Source organism: Kitasatospora sp. NEAU-69 (genome assembly GCF_057158765.1).
Map to the genome: position 1 here is coordinate 82,554 of NZ_JBWXUE010000030.1, position 12,962 is coordinate 95,515.

Sequence of the window (12,962 nt, forward strand, 5' to 3'; positions counted from 1 at the left end):
ACAAGAACCTCACCAACAAACAAAGACACAACCCCCCCCCCCCGCGGCGTTCTGCGACCCTGTCGGGCCGCCAAGGCGAGCAGTACCGGACGCGATTACTTCGCGGCGGTCTTGCGGGCCGTGGTCTTGCGGGTGGTGGTCTTCTTGGCCGGAGCGGTCTTCTTGACCGTGGCGGCCTTCTTCGCGACCGTCGCCGTGGTCTTCTTCGCGGCGGCGGTGGTCTTCTTGGTGGCGGCGGCCTTGGTGGCCGGAGCCGCCTTCTTCGCCGTGGCGGTCTTCTTGACCGCAGCCGTCTTGGTGGCAGCGGCCTTGGTGGCCGGAGCCGCCTTCTTCGCCGTGGTGGTGGCCTTCTTCGCCGCGGTCTTCTTGACCGGAGCGGCAACCTCGGCAGCGGCGGCCGCACGCTTGGTGGCGGCGCGCTTGACGGCGGCGGTGGTGCCGCTCTTGCCCGGGGTCAGCGAGCCCTTGGGGGCCTTCTTGACCGAGGGGCCCTCCTTCGGCAGCTTCTTGCTGCCGCTGACCAGGTCCTTGAAGCCCTGGCCGGGACGGAAGCGCGGCACCGAGGTCTTCTTGACCTTGACCTTCTCGCCGGTCTGCGGGTTACGGGCGAAGCGCGCGGAGCGCTCCACCTTCTCGAAGGTGCCGAAACCGGTGACCGAAACACGGTCACCGGCCACAACGGCACGCACCATGGTGTCGAGCACTGCGTCGACGGCCTCTGCGGCAGCCTTGCGACCACCCAGCTGCTCGGCTACCGCTTCGACAAGCTGAGCCTTGTTCACGTCTTCCCCTTCAGAAACGGGCGCCGGATGATTCCATCCGTTCAATTCGCACGTTAGGCATGTATTTGCGGACTTTCAATTACCAAACGCGCGAATCACCCTAGTGTCGCAATGGATTTGCGCGTCTGCGACCTCAGCCGACGGGTGGGCGCCCCTCGTCGAGGTCCTGCACAAAGCGACTCAACCGCCGCGCCGCCTCCGGGAGATCGCGCTTGGCGACCTCGGTGACGATCAACAGTTGCCGGGTGAGAGCGGTCTTTGTGTCCGCAGACACGTGCAGCGCGTGCACGCGGGCGTGAGCCTGCTTCAACCGCTCTGCCACAAGCGCGTAGAGCGCCGCGACTTCCGGGTCGTCCGGTCCCTCATCGATCGAGGTGTCGACGTCCGGCCGATCGCCAATTCGACTCTCGGCTTCCCGGTCCACGATCTCCGACGACGCGGGATCGCCGCCCGCGTACGGAGGTTCATGGTGCCGGTGCATGCTCTGATTGTGCCATCCGCAGCGAGTTGTGACGCGCGGGGGTTTATCCGTGCCACACCTGAGCCCCTGACAGGCCCGAACTCCCCCCCGTGACAGCACGATGGCCCGCCCCTTGCGAAGGGGGCGGGCCATCGGCGGTGCTGCGGGTTAACGCTCCGTCAGGCGACCGGCAGGGTGCGCGGCTTGAAGGAGGGCCGGGTCTGCTCGAACGCCGTGATGTCATCAGCGTTCTGGAGCGTGATGCTGATGTCGTCCAGTCCGTTCAGCAGTCGCCAACGGGCGTTCTCATCCAGCTCGAACGGAGCACGCACACCCTCGGCGCGCACCTCGCGGTCCTGGAGATCGACCGTGATCTCGGTGTTCGGATCGGCCTCGGTGAGTGCCCACAGCCGCTCGACCACCTCCTGCGGCAGCACCACCGTGAGCAGGCCGTTCTTCAGCGAGTTGCCGCGGAAGATATCGGCGAACCGGGAGGAGATCACGGTCTGGAAGCCGTAGTTCTGCAGTGCCCAGACCGCGTGCTCGCGCGATGATCCGGTGCCGAACTCAGGACCGGCCACCAGGACCGTGGCGCCGCGGCGCTCGGGCTGGTTCAGGATGAACGACTCGTCCTTGCGCCAGGCTTCGAACAGACCGTCCTCGAAACCCGAGCGGGTGACCTTCTTGAGCCAATGGGCGGGGATGATCTGGTCCGTGTCAACGTTGCTGCGGCGCAGCGGAACGGCACGGCCGGTGTGGGTGGTGAACTTCTCCATGGCTCAGACCTCCGCGGGGACGTTGGACGGCAGATCGGACGGTGCGGCCAGCCGGCCCAGCACGGCGGTGGCGGCCGCAACCTGCGGCGACACCAGGTGGGTGCGGCCGCCCTTGCCCTGCCGGCCCTCGAAGTTGCGGTTCGAGGTCGAGGCGCAGCGCTCGCCCGGGGCCAGCTGGTCCGGGTTCATGCCCAGGCACATCGAGCAACCCGCGTGCCGCCATTCGGCGCCGGCCGCGCTGAAGACCTTGTCCAGGCCCTCCGCGACGGCCTGCAGCGACACCCGCACCGAGCCCGGCACGACCAGCATCCGCACGCCCTCGGCGACCTGGCGGCCCCCCAGCACGGCGGCGGCGGCCCGCAGGTCCTCGATCCGGCCGTTGGTGCAGGAGCCGACGAAGACCGCGTCCACGGTGACCTCGCGCAGCGGCGTACCGGCGGTGAGGCCCATGTACGTCAGCGCGTTCTCGGCCGCGACCCGCTCCTGCGGGTCCTCGAACGAGGCCGGGTCCGGCACGCTGGCGCCCAGCGGGGCGCCCTGGCCCGGGTTGGTGCCCCAGGTGACGAACGGGGTCAGCTCGGCCGCGTCGATGACGACCTCGGCGTCGAAGACCGCGTCCTCGTCGGTGGCCAGCGTGCGCCAGTAGGCGACCGCGGCGTCCCAGTCCTCGCCCTGGGGGGCGTGCGGGCGGCCCTGCAGGTAGTCGAAGGTGGTCTGGTCCGGGGCGATCATGCCGGCCCGGGCGCCCGCCTCGATCGACATGTTGCAGATGGTCATCCGGGCCTCCATGGAGAGGCTGCGGATCGCCGAACCGCGGTACTCCAGGACGTAGCCCTGGCCGCCGCCGGTACCGATCCTGGTGATGATCGCCAGGATCAGGTCCTTCGCGGTGACGCCCTCGGCGAGCTCGCCCTCGACCGTGATCGCCATCGTCCGGAACGGCGCCAGCGGCAGCGTCTGGGTGGCCAGCACGTGCTCGACCTGGCTGGTGCCGATGCCGAAGGCCAGCGCGCCGAAGGCGCCGTGGGTGGAGGTGTGGGAGTCGCCGCAGACCACGGTCATGCCGGGCTGGGTCAGCCCCAGCTGCGGTCCCACCACGTGGACGACGCCCTGCTCGACGTCGCCGAGCGAGTGGATCCGGACGCCGAACTCGGCCGCGTTGCGACGCAGCGTCTCCAGCTGCACCTTGGAGACCGGGTCGGCGATCGGCTTGTCGATGTCCAGCGTGGGCGTGTTGTGGTCCTCGGTGGCGATCGTCAGATCGGTCCTGCGGACGGGGCGGCCGGCCAGTCGGAGGCCGTCGAACGCCTGCGGACTGGTCACCTCGTGCAGCAGATGCAGGTCGATGTAGAGCAGGTCGGGCTCGCCTTCGGCGTGCCGGACGACGTGGTCGTCCCAGACCTTCTCAGCCAGTGTCCGTCCCATCGCGTTCCCTCCAGCCGGCCGCATCGCCGGCCTTCTCGTGTCGTTGGGGTGCCCGTTACAGGGGGTGCGTGACGGGCTGCTCCGTCCAGAGTGCCGGGTTTCCCGCGGGATTGAACTTGCGTCTCGCGGAATGAGACTGCAGTATCGGCGTATGGACAACACAAGCGGCGTCGGCGTTCTCGACAAGGCCGCTCTGGTGCTCAGCGCACTGGAGTCGGGCCCCGCCACGTTGGCGGGGCTGGTCGCCGCCACCGGTTTGGCGCGGCCCACGGCCCACCGTCTCGCCGTCGCATTGGAACATCACCGCCTGGTCACCAGGGACATGCAGGGCCGGTTCATCCTCGGCCCCCGACTTGCCGAACTCTCCGCCGCGGCGGGCGAGGACCGGCTGCTCGCCACCGCGGGCCCGGTCCTGACCCACCTGCGCGACGTCACCGGCGAGAGCGCACAGCTCTACCGCCGGCAGGGCGAGATGCGGATCTGCGTCGCCGCCGCCGAGCGGCTCTCCGGCCTGCGGGACACCGTCCCGGTCGGCAGCACCCTGCCGATGAAGGCCGGCTCGGCCGCGCAGGTGCTGCTGGCCTGGGAGGAGCCCGAACGGCTCCACCGCGGCCTCCAGGGCGCCCGGTTCACCGCGACCGCGCTGAGCGGCGTGCGGCGGCGCGGCTGGGCCCAGTCGATCGGCGAGCGGGAGCCCGGTGTGGCCTCCGTCTCCGCGCCGGTCCGCGGGCCGTCGAACCGCGTGGTGGCCTCCGTCTCGGTCTCCGGGCCGATCGAGCGCCTGACCCGCCACCCGGGCCGGCTGCACGCCCAGGCCATCATCGAGGCCGCCAACCGACTCACCGAGGCGCTGCGCCGCGGCTGAGCCGAATACCCAGCAAGAGAGCCGCCACCGAGCAAGAGGGCCGCGCACCGGGATCCGGTGCGCGGCCCTTCCGCACGACTGCCGCCCGGATTTCGGCCGGGAAAAGCAAAAAGCCCCCGGATCACCGGGGGCAATTCTCTGGCTGGGGTACCAGGACTCGAACCTAGACTAAATGAACCAGAATCACTCGTGCTGCCAATTACACCATACCCCATAGCAATCAGCCGGTGGACTGAACCACCGGCTGACTTGCTGGTACCCCCGACCGGATTCGAACCGGCGCTACTGCCGTGAGAGGGCAGCGTGCTAGGCCGCTACACAACGGGGGCAAACTTGGTGATCCAGCTTCGCCGCCTCCGGGACCCCGCTGTTTTGACGAGGGGAACGTCCGGATGGTGGCTGATGAAGGATCTGGTACCCCCGACCGGATTCGAACCGGCGCTACTGCCGTGAGAGGGCAGCGTGCTAGGCCGCTACACAACGGGGGCTCCTGCTATGCAATTAATGTGCTGCCGAAACAGCTTGCACTGCGTACCCCCGACCGGATTCGAACCGGCGCTACTGCCGTGAGAGGGCAGCGTGCTAGGCCGCTACACAACGGGGGCTTGCTACATCAGCGTCACTTGCGTGACGACTGCGCTGGGGTACCAGGACTCGAACCTAGACTAAATGAACCAGAATCACTCGTGCTGCCAATTACACCATACCCCATCAGAACACAACCCCTTGCGGGGGTCTTGCTCGATGCTTGCACCGTGATCCGCTTGGTGGTTGTCGGCGAGGCTTCTGGTCCCTCGTCCGTTCCCTCCCGGGCGGCGCAGAAAGAACATTACCCGACGCCAGGCCCGGCACCAAAATCGATAACCGCAGGCCGACCCGAGCCCCTGGTCACGGCGGCTCGCCGTGACCAGGGCAGGGCCCCGACCGGGACCTCGGCGGACGAGGCCCCGACCGGGCCGTCAGGCCGCCGGCAGGCCGCTCAGCGCGGCTTCCAGACGGCGCAGCGTCTCCAGCCGGCCGAGCAGCTCCATCGACTCGAAGAGCGGCGGGGAGATCCTGCGGCCGGTGACGGCCACCCGCAACGGCGTGAAGGCGAACTTCGGCTTAATACCCAGCCCGTCCACCAGTGCCTCGCGCAGCGCCGCCTGGATCGGCTCGGGGCTGAAGTCGGGCAGTGCCCGCAGCGCCTCGATGCTGGCCGCCAGCACCGGGCCGGAGTCCGCGTTCAGCACCTTGGCGCCGTCCTCGGGGTCGACCGCGAAGTCGGCCGGGGCGACGAAGAGGAAGCCGAGCATGTCGGTCACCTCGCCGAGCACGACCATCCGCTCCTGGGTCAGCGGCGCGGCCTTGGCCAGCAGCTCCAGCTGCTCGGCGGTCGGCTGCTCCGGCAGCAGGCCGGCGGCCCGCAGGTACGGCACCAGCCGGCGGACGAACTCGTCCGGTGCCAGCAGCCGCAGGTGGTCGGCGTTGATCGACTCGCACTTCTTCAGGTCGAAGCGCGCCGGGTTGGCGTTCACCTTCGCGATGTCGAAGTTGGCCACCAGCTCGTCCATGGAGAACCGGTCGCGATCCTCGGCCAGCGACCAGCCCAGCAGCGCAAGGTAGTTGAGCAGGCCCTCGGGCAGGAAGCCGCGCTCGCGGTAGAGGTTGAGGCTGGCCTGCGGGTCGCGCTTGGAGAGCTTCTTGTTGCCCTCGCCCATCACGTACGGCAGGTGGCCGAACCGCGGGGTGGCGCCGCTGCCGACGCCGATCTCGGCCAGCGCGGCGTACAGCGCGATCTGGCGCGGGGTGGAGGAGAGCAGGTCCTCGCCGCGCAGCACGTGGGTGATGCCCATCAGCGCGTCGTCCACCGGGTTGACCAGCGTGTAGAGCGGGGCGCCGTTGGCCCGCACGATGCCGTAGTCCGGCACGTCCTTGGGCTCGAAGGAGAGCCGGCCGCGGACCAGGTCGTCGAAGACGATGGTGTGGTCCGGCATCCGGAAGCGCAGGATCGGCTCGCGGCCCTCGGCCCGGAAGATCGCCTTCTGCTCCGGCGTGAGCGTGCGGCACAGGCCGTCGTAGCCCGAGGGCAGGCCGGCCGCGCGGGCGGCGGCGCGGCGGGCCTCCAGCTCCTCGGTGCTGCAGAAGCACTCGTAGGCGTGGCCGGCCTCGTGCAGCCGGCGGGCCACGTCCGCGTAGACGTCCATCCGCTGGGACTGCCGGTAGGGCGCGTGCGGGCCGCCGACCTCGGGGCCCTCGTCCCAGTCGAAGCCGAGCCAGCGCATCGCGTCCAGCAGCTGCTGGTACGACTCCTCGGAGTCGCGGGCCGCGTCGGTGTCCTCGATCCGGAAGACCAGGGTGCCGCCGTGGTGCCGGGCGAAGGCCCAGTTGAAGAGCGCGGTGCGGACCAGCCCGACGTGCGGGTTGCCGGTCGGCGAGGGGCAGAAGCGGACCCGGACGGCCGCGCCGGTGGCCTCGGTGCTGGAACCCTGATCGGCGGTGGCCGGGGTGGCGGAGTTCATCGCTTCACGACCTTGTTGGCGAGAGTGCCGATGCCTTCGACGGACACGGCGACCTCGTCGCCGATGTTCAACGGACCGACGCCCGCCGGGGTGCCGGTCAGGATGACGTCACCCGGGAGCAGCGTCATCGCCTCGGAGATGTGCGCGATCAGCTCGGCCACGTCGCGGACCATCTGCGAGGTCCGACCGGCCTGCCGCAGCTCGCCGTTGACCGTGCAGGTGATCGCGAGGTCGGCCGGGTCGAGTTCGGTCTCGATCCAGGGGCCGAGCGGGCAGGAGGTGTCGAAGCCCTTGGCCCGGGCCCACTGGCCCTCGCGCTGCTGCACGTCGCGCGCGGTGACGTCGTTGGCGCAGGTGTAGCCGAAGATCACCTCGGGCACCCGCTCCAGCGGGACCTCGCGGCACATCCGGCCGATCACCACGGCCAGCTCCGCCTCGTGCTGCACGTCGGAGGAGAACGGCGGGTAGGCGATCGACTCGGTCGGGCCGATCACCGCGGTGGAGGGCTTGAAGAAGGTCAGCGGGACGTCCGGCACCGTGTTGCCCAGCTCCGCGGCGTGCGCCGCGTAGTTGCGGCCGACCGCGACGATCTTGCTCGGCAGCATCGGGGTGAGCAGCCGCACGTCGGCGAGCCGGTGGCTCTCACCGGTCAGCTGCGGCTGGCCGAACGGGTGGCCGGCCAGGGCGTGCACCACCATCGAGTCCGGTTGGGTGGCGTCCCCCTCGACCACGCCGAAGGAGACGCTGCCGACAGCAGGTCCCCCTTCTTTGACGGAGAACCTGGCAATGCGCACGGCGGGCAACCTCTCGGTGCGGTATCGATTCCGCCCAGGCTATCGCCCGTACAACGACCGAGGGCGCCGCCACCAGTGGTGACGGCGCCCTCGTGCGAGGTCGCTGATCAGGCCTGCGGCTGCGCCTGCTGCGGAACCGTCATCAGGATCGTGCGCCGCGGGTTGGCGGTGCTGGTCGGCAGCTCCTTGGCGTACTCGACCGGCTCGCTCGCGGCGCGCGCGCCGGGGAGCTGAGCGAAGTCGGCGACCGAGGCCAGCGTCGTGCGGCGCGGGTTGGCCGTCGGGCGGGCGCCGATCGTCGACTTGGAGACCGGCTTGACCGTCTGGGACATCGCTTCTACACCTCGGGTTGGAGAGCCCCAGTGCGGGGCGGATCTGCTGACGTGTCTACAACGAGTCAGGGTAGGGATCTCTTTCCATATGGACCGTGACCAAAGCTACACATTGGCCTGTGAGTTTGCTCACAATTCCGTGAGAAGTCGCCCGAATTTGGATATTTCACCCCTGTAGGGAATTCGGACAATCACGAACTAGCGCACATTTCGGGAACCCGCCGAAGCGGCACGTCTCGGCCGTCGGGCCGTCAACTGTCCGAAAAGTGCGGTATTCACGCCCCGGCTCGCACGGTCCGTGAGGCGCTGCGCGCAGTCGGTAGCACCCACGGCGGCGCAACCCCGCCCCTTGTTGGAGCTCCGCCGCTGTGCTGGAATGCCACGAACCGCCGAAGTGAACCCTCCTTGGCACCGCGAGCCGCGAAGCGCGATCCCACCGACCGCCCCCCGGCCAGCCGTTGCACTCAGGAGCTACCCACTTCGGCACGCGTGCATTCCCGGATCGGCCGGGTTTGCCGACATCGAAACTCGACACCGTCCTGACGCGGCAGCGCGGCGGGACGCCCGGTCCAGAGGTTGCGACGCCAGTGCAGGGACGTTTCAAAAGGGGTAGCGGCGCCGCAGGCCACCCGGAGTCGCGCGAACCCATCGCCGCCCCCCATCCGTCGGAGTCGGAAGCGCCCACCGGCGACCGGCTCGCCCACGGGGCTCCGGAGCCCGAGGCCGGTACCGAGGAGAACAACGAGGCCCTGGAGCAGGAGCAGGGCCGTGCCCGGCTGCGCGGCTCGCTGACCCGCCGCCGCGCCACCGGCTTCGGCCGGCTGCGGATGCGCAACTGGCGAATCCGCACCCGTCTGATCGCGCTGCTGCTGCTCCCCGTGGTGGTCGCGCTGGCCCTCGGTGGCCTGCGCATCCAGGGCTCGGTGCAGAGCTCCCAGCAGCTGGCCCAGATGGCCAACCTCAGCGACCTGGCCGTCAAGGCCACCGCGCTGGCCGACGCGCTGCAGACCGAGCGCGACATCAGCGCCGGCCCGCTCACCGCCAAGCCCGGCCAGCCGGACGACGAGGTCGCGACCGCCCGCAAGACCACCGACGACCTGAGCAAGGCGTACAACGCGCGCGCCGACAGCTTCGACAACATGGACCTGTCCGGCGGCAACTCGCTGCTGATGCAGGTCCGCAAGGACATGCTCCTGCTGTCGCAGTTCCGCACGAACGCGTACACCAACGTCGACAACATCGAGACCACGGTCGCGTCCTACGACACGATCATCACCGACCTGCTGTCGATCAGCCAGGACATCGCGCTGGCCTCGTCCAACCCCGACCTGGTCAAGGCCACCCGTGCGCTCCAGCAGTTCTCCCTGGAGAAGGAGAGCAGCTCGATGCAGCGCGCGCTGATCAGCGCCGCGCTGGCCCGGCCCAACGGCGCGGACCTGAGCCAGTCCGACCAGAGCTTCGGCGTCCGTCTGATCACCGAGGACGAGAACGCCTCCACCAACTTCAACGCGATCTACGGCAACGCGGCCGCGCAGAAGATCCGCGCGCGGCTCAGCTACAACACCGACATCGCGCTCTCCGACCGGTACGCCCGCCAGATCCTGGCGGCCAACGGCATCAAGCAGGCCGACCCGCGCACCTACAAGGACTGGTACGACCAGTCCACCGTCAAGATCAACGCCGAGCGCGTGATCGAGAACCAGCTGCTCGACGAGCTCAAGGGCAAGGCCCAGAACCTGCAGGCGCAGGCCGACAACGACACCCTGCTCAACGGTGCCGTGATCGCCCTGGTGCTGCTCGTCGCCGTCGTCGGCGCCGCCCTGGTGGCCCGCTCGATGGTGCGCTCGCTGACCCGACTGCAGGCCGCGGCCGAGGACGTCGCCGAGCGGCGACTGCCCGAGCTGGTCAAGACGCTCTCCGAGAGCGACCCGCACGACGTCGATGTCACGGTCGAGCCGGTCGGCGTCGACTCCTCGGACGAGATCGGCCACGTGGCCCACGCCTTCGACCTGGTGCACAGCGAGGCAGTTCGCCTCGCCGCCGAGCAGGCGCTGCTGCGAGGCAACATCAACTCGATGTTCACCAACCTCTCGCGCCGCAGCCAGGGCCTCATCCAGCGCCAGCTCTCGCTGATCTCGGAGCTGGAGAGCCGCGAGGCCGACCCGGACCAGCTGGCCAGCCTCTTCAAGCTGGACCACCTCGCGACCCGTATGCGCCGCAACGGCGAAAACCTCCTCGTTCTCGCGGGTGAGGACCCCGGCCGCCGCTGGACCCGCCCGGTCCCGCTGGTCGACGTGCTGCGCGCCGCCGCCTCCGAGGTGGAGCAGTACGAGCGCATCGAACTCGCCACCGTCCCCTCGGCCGAGGTGGCCGGCCGGGTCGTCAACGACCTCGTCCACCTGCTCGCCGAGCTGCTGGAGAACGCGACCTCGTTCTCCAGCCCGCAGACCCGCGTCCGGGTCACCGGCCACGCGCTGCCGGACGGCCGGGTGCTGGTCGAGATCCACGACACCGGCATCGGCCTCTCCCCCGACGACCTGGCCGACATCAACGAGCGCCTGGCCAGCCCGCCGACCGTGGACGTCTCGGTCTCGCGCCGCATGGGCCTCTTCGTGGTCGGCCGCCTGTCCCTGCGACACGGCATCCGGATCCAGCTGCGTCCGAGCGACTCCGGCGGCACCACCGCGCTGGTCATGCTCCCGGTGGACGTCACCAACTCCGGCGACCGGCGGCCGCCGCGCCCCGGCACCGGTGGCAAGCCGCAGCGCGGCGCCGGCGCGACGCCGCGCCAGCAGCGCCCGCTGCCGGCCGGTCCGGACGCGCTGGGCAACCGCCCGACGCCGGCGCTCGGCCAGGGCCCCGGCGGCCAGGGTGCGCCCACCGGCCGTCCGCAGCTCGGCCAGGGCCCGCAGGGTCTGCCCGGTGCAGCGGCTCCGGCCGCGCCGAACCAGGGCGGCCCGAACCAGGGCCCGGCTGCTCCGAACCCGGCTGGTCCGAACGCGGGTGGTCCGGCCCAGGGTTCGCCCAGTGCCGGCCTGCCGACCCGTGACCGTGGCCAGTCGCTGCGCGAGACCCCGCAGGCCGGCGGTCGGCCGCAGCAGCAGCCGCAGCGCGGTGCCGGTCGCCCCGGCGCCCCGGCGGGCGGCCCCGGCCTGCCCCGTCGTGGCGGCGCCCCGGCCCCGACCCCGACCCCGGAGCAGGCGGCCCGTCCGGCCGCTCCGGGCGGTGCCCGCGAGCGTGCGGCCGAGCAGCCGCAGCACGGCTGGGCCGGTCCGGACGGCCGTCCGCAGGGCCCCGGCCCCGGTGGCCGTACCGATGTCGGCCCGAACGCCCGCCCGGGTGGCCTGCCGCAGCGTCAGGCCGGTGGCCCGCAGGGTCAGCAGCCCGGTCTGCAGCAGCGCGGTCCCCAGCAGGGCCGGCCGCAGCAGGGCAGGGCGCCCCAGCAGGGGCAGCCGATGCCGGGTCAGGGTTCCCCGATGCCCGGTGCTCCGATGCCGGGTGCGCCGATGCCTCGCCAGCAGGCGCCGGCCGGTGACCCGCAGGGTCCGCCGACCCTGCAGCAGCCGGTGATCGGCCAGCGTGCGCCCGAGCCGACGCCGGTGGAGAGCACCGTGCCGTTCAGCCGGCCGCGCTTCGAGGCCAGCGAGATCGACCCGCGCGACCCGCTGGGCCTGGGCCTGGTGGAGCCGGTGCTGCCCAGCGTGGCCAGCCCGGCGCCCCGCCAGGAGCGCCCGATGCCGCCGGCCCCGCAGGGCCAGCCGTACCCGCAGCAGCACCAGCAGTTCCAGCCTCAGCCCCAGCAGCCCCAGCTCCAGCCCCAGCCCCAGCAGTTCCAGGGGCAGGGCCAGGGGCAGAGCCAGGGGCAGGGCCAGCCGCAGGGCTACCAGGGTCAGCCGCAGCAGCAGCCGATGGCGCTGCCGCCGCGGCCGTCCGCCGAGCACGGCACCCCGCAGGAGGGCCGCGCCGACGACGCGCAGGGCTTCCGCAACGGCGGTGCCAACCGGATGGCCTCGGTCCAGGTGAACGAGCAGTCGCAGGAACGGCCCCGGCCGTACCAGCCGCAGCGACCGGGCACCTCGGCTCCGGGCACCGCGCCGCAGCAGCCCCAGCCGACTCAGCCGCACGGCCAGCCGGGCCGGCAGCCGCTCGACGGCCAGCCGGACACCCCGTGGCGTCCGTCGGCCAACGACGAGCGCTGGCGCCGGGCCGAGCAGGTCCGGGTGCCGTCCTCGGACGGTGTCACGCTGTCCGGCCTGCCCCGCCGCACCCCGCAGGCGAACCTGGTCTCCGGCACCGCCGAGGCCGCTCCGCTGACCGGTCCTCAGGTCTCCCGGGCACCCGAGGAGGTCCGCGGCCGGCTCACCAACCTGCGCCGCGGCATCCAGCAGGGCCGCCGCGCGGGCGCCGAGGCCACGCAGGGCACTCCGGCCCAGGGAATCCCTGCCGCCGGTCAGCCGTTCGACGGTTTCGGGCGCCCCACCGGTGCGCCCGGTGGCCAGGACGGCTACCGTTCTCCCGCACCGGGCGGCAACGGCTTCGGCAGCAACGGCGCCGGCGGCTTCGGCACAGAGAACCAGGAGCGTTGAGTTGAGTCAGATGAGCCAGGCCGCACAGAACCTGAACTGGCTGATCACCAATTTCGTGGACAACACCCCAGGGGTGTCCCACACAGTGGTGGTCTCCGCCGACGGGCTCCTGCCGACGGGCTCCTGCTCGCCATGTCCGAAGGCTTCCCCCGCGACCGCGCCGACCAGCTCGCCGCCGTCGCCTCCGGCCTCACCTCGCTCACCTCCGGCGCCAGCCGGATCTTCGAGGGCGGCGACGTCAACCAGACCGTCGTCGAAATGGAACGAGGCTTCCTCTTCCTCATGGCAGTCAGCGACGGCTCCTCCCTCGCCGTCCTCGCCTCCCCCGACTCCGACATCGGCCTGGTCGGCTACGAAATGGCCCTCCTCGTCGACCGCGCCGGAGCCGTCCTCACCCCCGCCCTGCGCGCCGAACTCCAAGGCAGCCTCCTGCACTGACAG

The 12,962-nt window shown here is 71.0% G+C and carries 9 protein-coding genes, 5 tRNA genes and 1 pseudogene; 3 read left to right on the forward strand and 12 right to left on the reverse strand.

Annotation, left to right across the window (positions count from 1 at the left end; all coding sequences use genetic code 11):
• Positions 1–95 precede the first annotated feature (95 nt).
• The 4 genes from AC060L_RS29000 to leuC all read right to left on the reverse strand — a co-directional run bounded on the left by AC060L_RS29000 (position 96) and on the right by leuC (position 3,443).
• Positions 96–782, reverse strand: coding sequence for an HU family DNA-binding protein (locus tag AC060L_RS29000; RefSeq protein ID WP_483801911.1), 687 nt, complete (start codon positions 780–782; stop codon positions 96–98).
• 133 nt (positions 783–915) lie between these two features.
• Positions 916–1,263 (reverse strand): SCO5555 family protein, encoded by a 348-nt coding sequence (locus AC060L_RS29005; RefSeq protein WP_483801912.1) that lies wholly within the window; start codon positions 1,261–1,263, stop codon positions 916–918.
• A 158-nt stretch (positions 1,264–1,421) separates the two neighbouring features.
• Entirely contained in the window at positions 1,422–2,018 is a 597-nt protein-coding gene (leuD, locus tag AC060L_RS29010) for a 3-isopropylmalate dehydratase small subunit (protein WP_483801913.1), read from the reverse strand.
• A gap of 3 nt (positions 2,019–2,021) precedes the next feature.
• Entirely contained in the window at positions 2,022–3,443 is a 1,422-nt protein-coding gene (gene leuC, locus AC060L_RS29015) for a 3-isopropylmalate dehydratase large subunit (protein WP_483801914.1), read from the reverse strand.
• A 151-nt stretch (positions 3,444–3,594) separates the two neighbouring features.
• On the opposite strand from leuC, the gene AC060L_RS29020 reads away from it, so the two are divergent.
• Positions 3,595–4,308 (forward strand): IclR family transcriptional regulator, encoded by a 714-nt coding sequence (locus tag AC060L_RS29020; RefSeq protein WP_483801915.1) that lies wholly within the window; start codon positions 3,595–3,597, stop codon positions 4,306–4,308.
• A 139-nt stretch (positions 4,309–4,447) separates the two neighbouring features.
• Here AC060L_RS29020 and AC060L_RS29025 read toward each other — a convergent pair.
• The 8 genes from AC060L_RS29025 to AC060L_RS29060 form a co-directional block, all read right to left on the reverse strand.
• Positions 4,448–4,522: transfer RNA gene (locus AC060L_RS29025), tRNA-Gln, on the reverse strand.
• 39 nt (positions 4,523–4,561) lie between these two features.
• A tRNA-Glu gene (locus AC060L_RS29030) sits at positions 4,562–4,637 on the reverse strand.
• An 83-nt stretch (positions 4,638–4,720) separates the two neighbouring features.
• A tRNA-Glu gene (locus AC060L_RS29035) sits at positions 4,721–4,796 on the reverse strand.
• 44 nt (positions 4,797–4,840) lie between these two features.
• Positions 4,841–4,913: transfer RNA gene (locus AC060L_RS29040), tRNA-Glu, on the reverse strand.
• A gap of 34 nt (positions 4,914–4,947) precedes the next feature.
• Positions 4,948–5,019: transfer RNA gene (locus AC060L_RS29045), tRNA-Gln, on the reverse strand.
• 248 nt (positions 5,020–5,267) lie between these two features.
• Positions 5,268–6,809 carry a glutamate--tRNA ligase gene (gene gltX, locus AC060L_RS29050; RefSeq protein ID WP_483801916.1) on the reverse strand — a complete coding sequence of 514 codons (1,542 nt, stop codon included), beginning with the start codon at positions 6,807–6,809 and terminating at the stop codon, positions 5,268–5,270.
• Positions 6,806–7,603 (reverse strand): fumarylacetoacetate hydrolase family protein, encoded by a 798-nt coding sequence (locus AC060L_RS29055; protein ID WP_483801917.1) that lies wholly within the window; start codon positions 7,601–7,603, stop codon positions 6,806–6,808. The genes gltX and AC060L_RS29055 overlap by 4 nt, the downstream gene beginning before the upstream one ends.
• Before the next feature lie 107 nt (positions 7,604–7,710).
• On the reverse strand, positions 7,711–7,935 hold the full coding sequence (locus AC060L_RS29060; protein ID WP_483801918.1) for a hypothetical protein: 225 nt from the start codon (positions 7,933–7,935) through the stop codon (positions 7,711–7,713).
• Positions 7,936–8,522: 587 nt separating this feature from the next.
• Between AC060L_RS29060 and AC060L_RS29065 the strand changes: the two genes are divergently transcribed.
• A complete protein-coding gene (locus tag AC060L_RS29065; protein WP_483801919.1) occupies positions 8,523–12,521 on the forward strand; it encodes a sensor histidine kinase in 3,999 nt (1,332 codons plus the stop codon).
• 10 nt (positions 12,522–12,531) lie between these two features.
• Positions 12,532–12,959: pseudogene (locus tag AC060L_RS29070) on the forward strand (roadblock/LC7 domain-containing protein).
• Positions 12,960–12,962 lie beyond the last annotated feature (3 nt).

Coding starts and splice junctions, on each gene's coding strand:
- leuC (WP_483801914.1), bottom strand. CDS start 3,443: ATGGGACGGACACTGGCTGAGAAGGTCTGGGACGACCACGTCGTCCGG.
- gltX (WP_483801916.1), bottom strand. CDS start 6,809: ATGAACTCCGCCACCCCGGCCACCGCCGATCAGGGTTCCAGCACCGAG.
- AC060L_RS29060 (WP_483801918.1), bottom strand. CDS start 7,935: ATGTCCCAGACGGTCAAGCCGGTCTCCAAGTCGACGATCGGCGCCCGC.
- AC060L_RS29020 (WP_483801915.1), top strand. CDS start 3,595: ATGGACAACACAAGCGGCGTCGGCGTTCTCGACAAGGCCGCTCTGGTG.
- leuD (WP_483801913.1), bottom strand. CDS start 2,018: ATGGAGAAGTTCACCACCCACACCGGCCGTGCCGTTCCGCTGCGCCGC.
- AC060L_RS29005 (WP_483801912.1), bottom strand. CDS start 1,263: ATGCACCGGCACCATGAACCTCCGTACGCGGGCGGCGATCCCGCGTCG.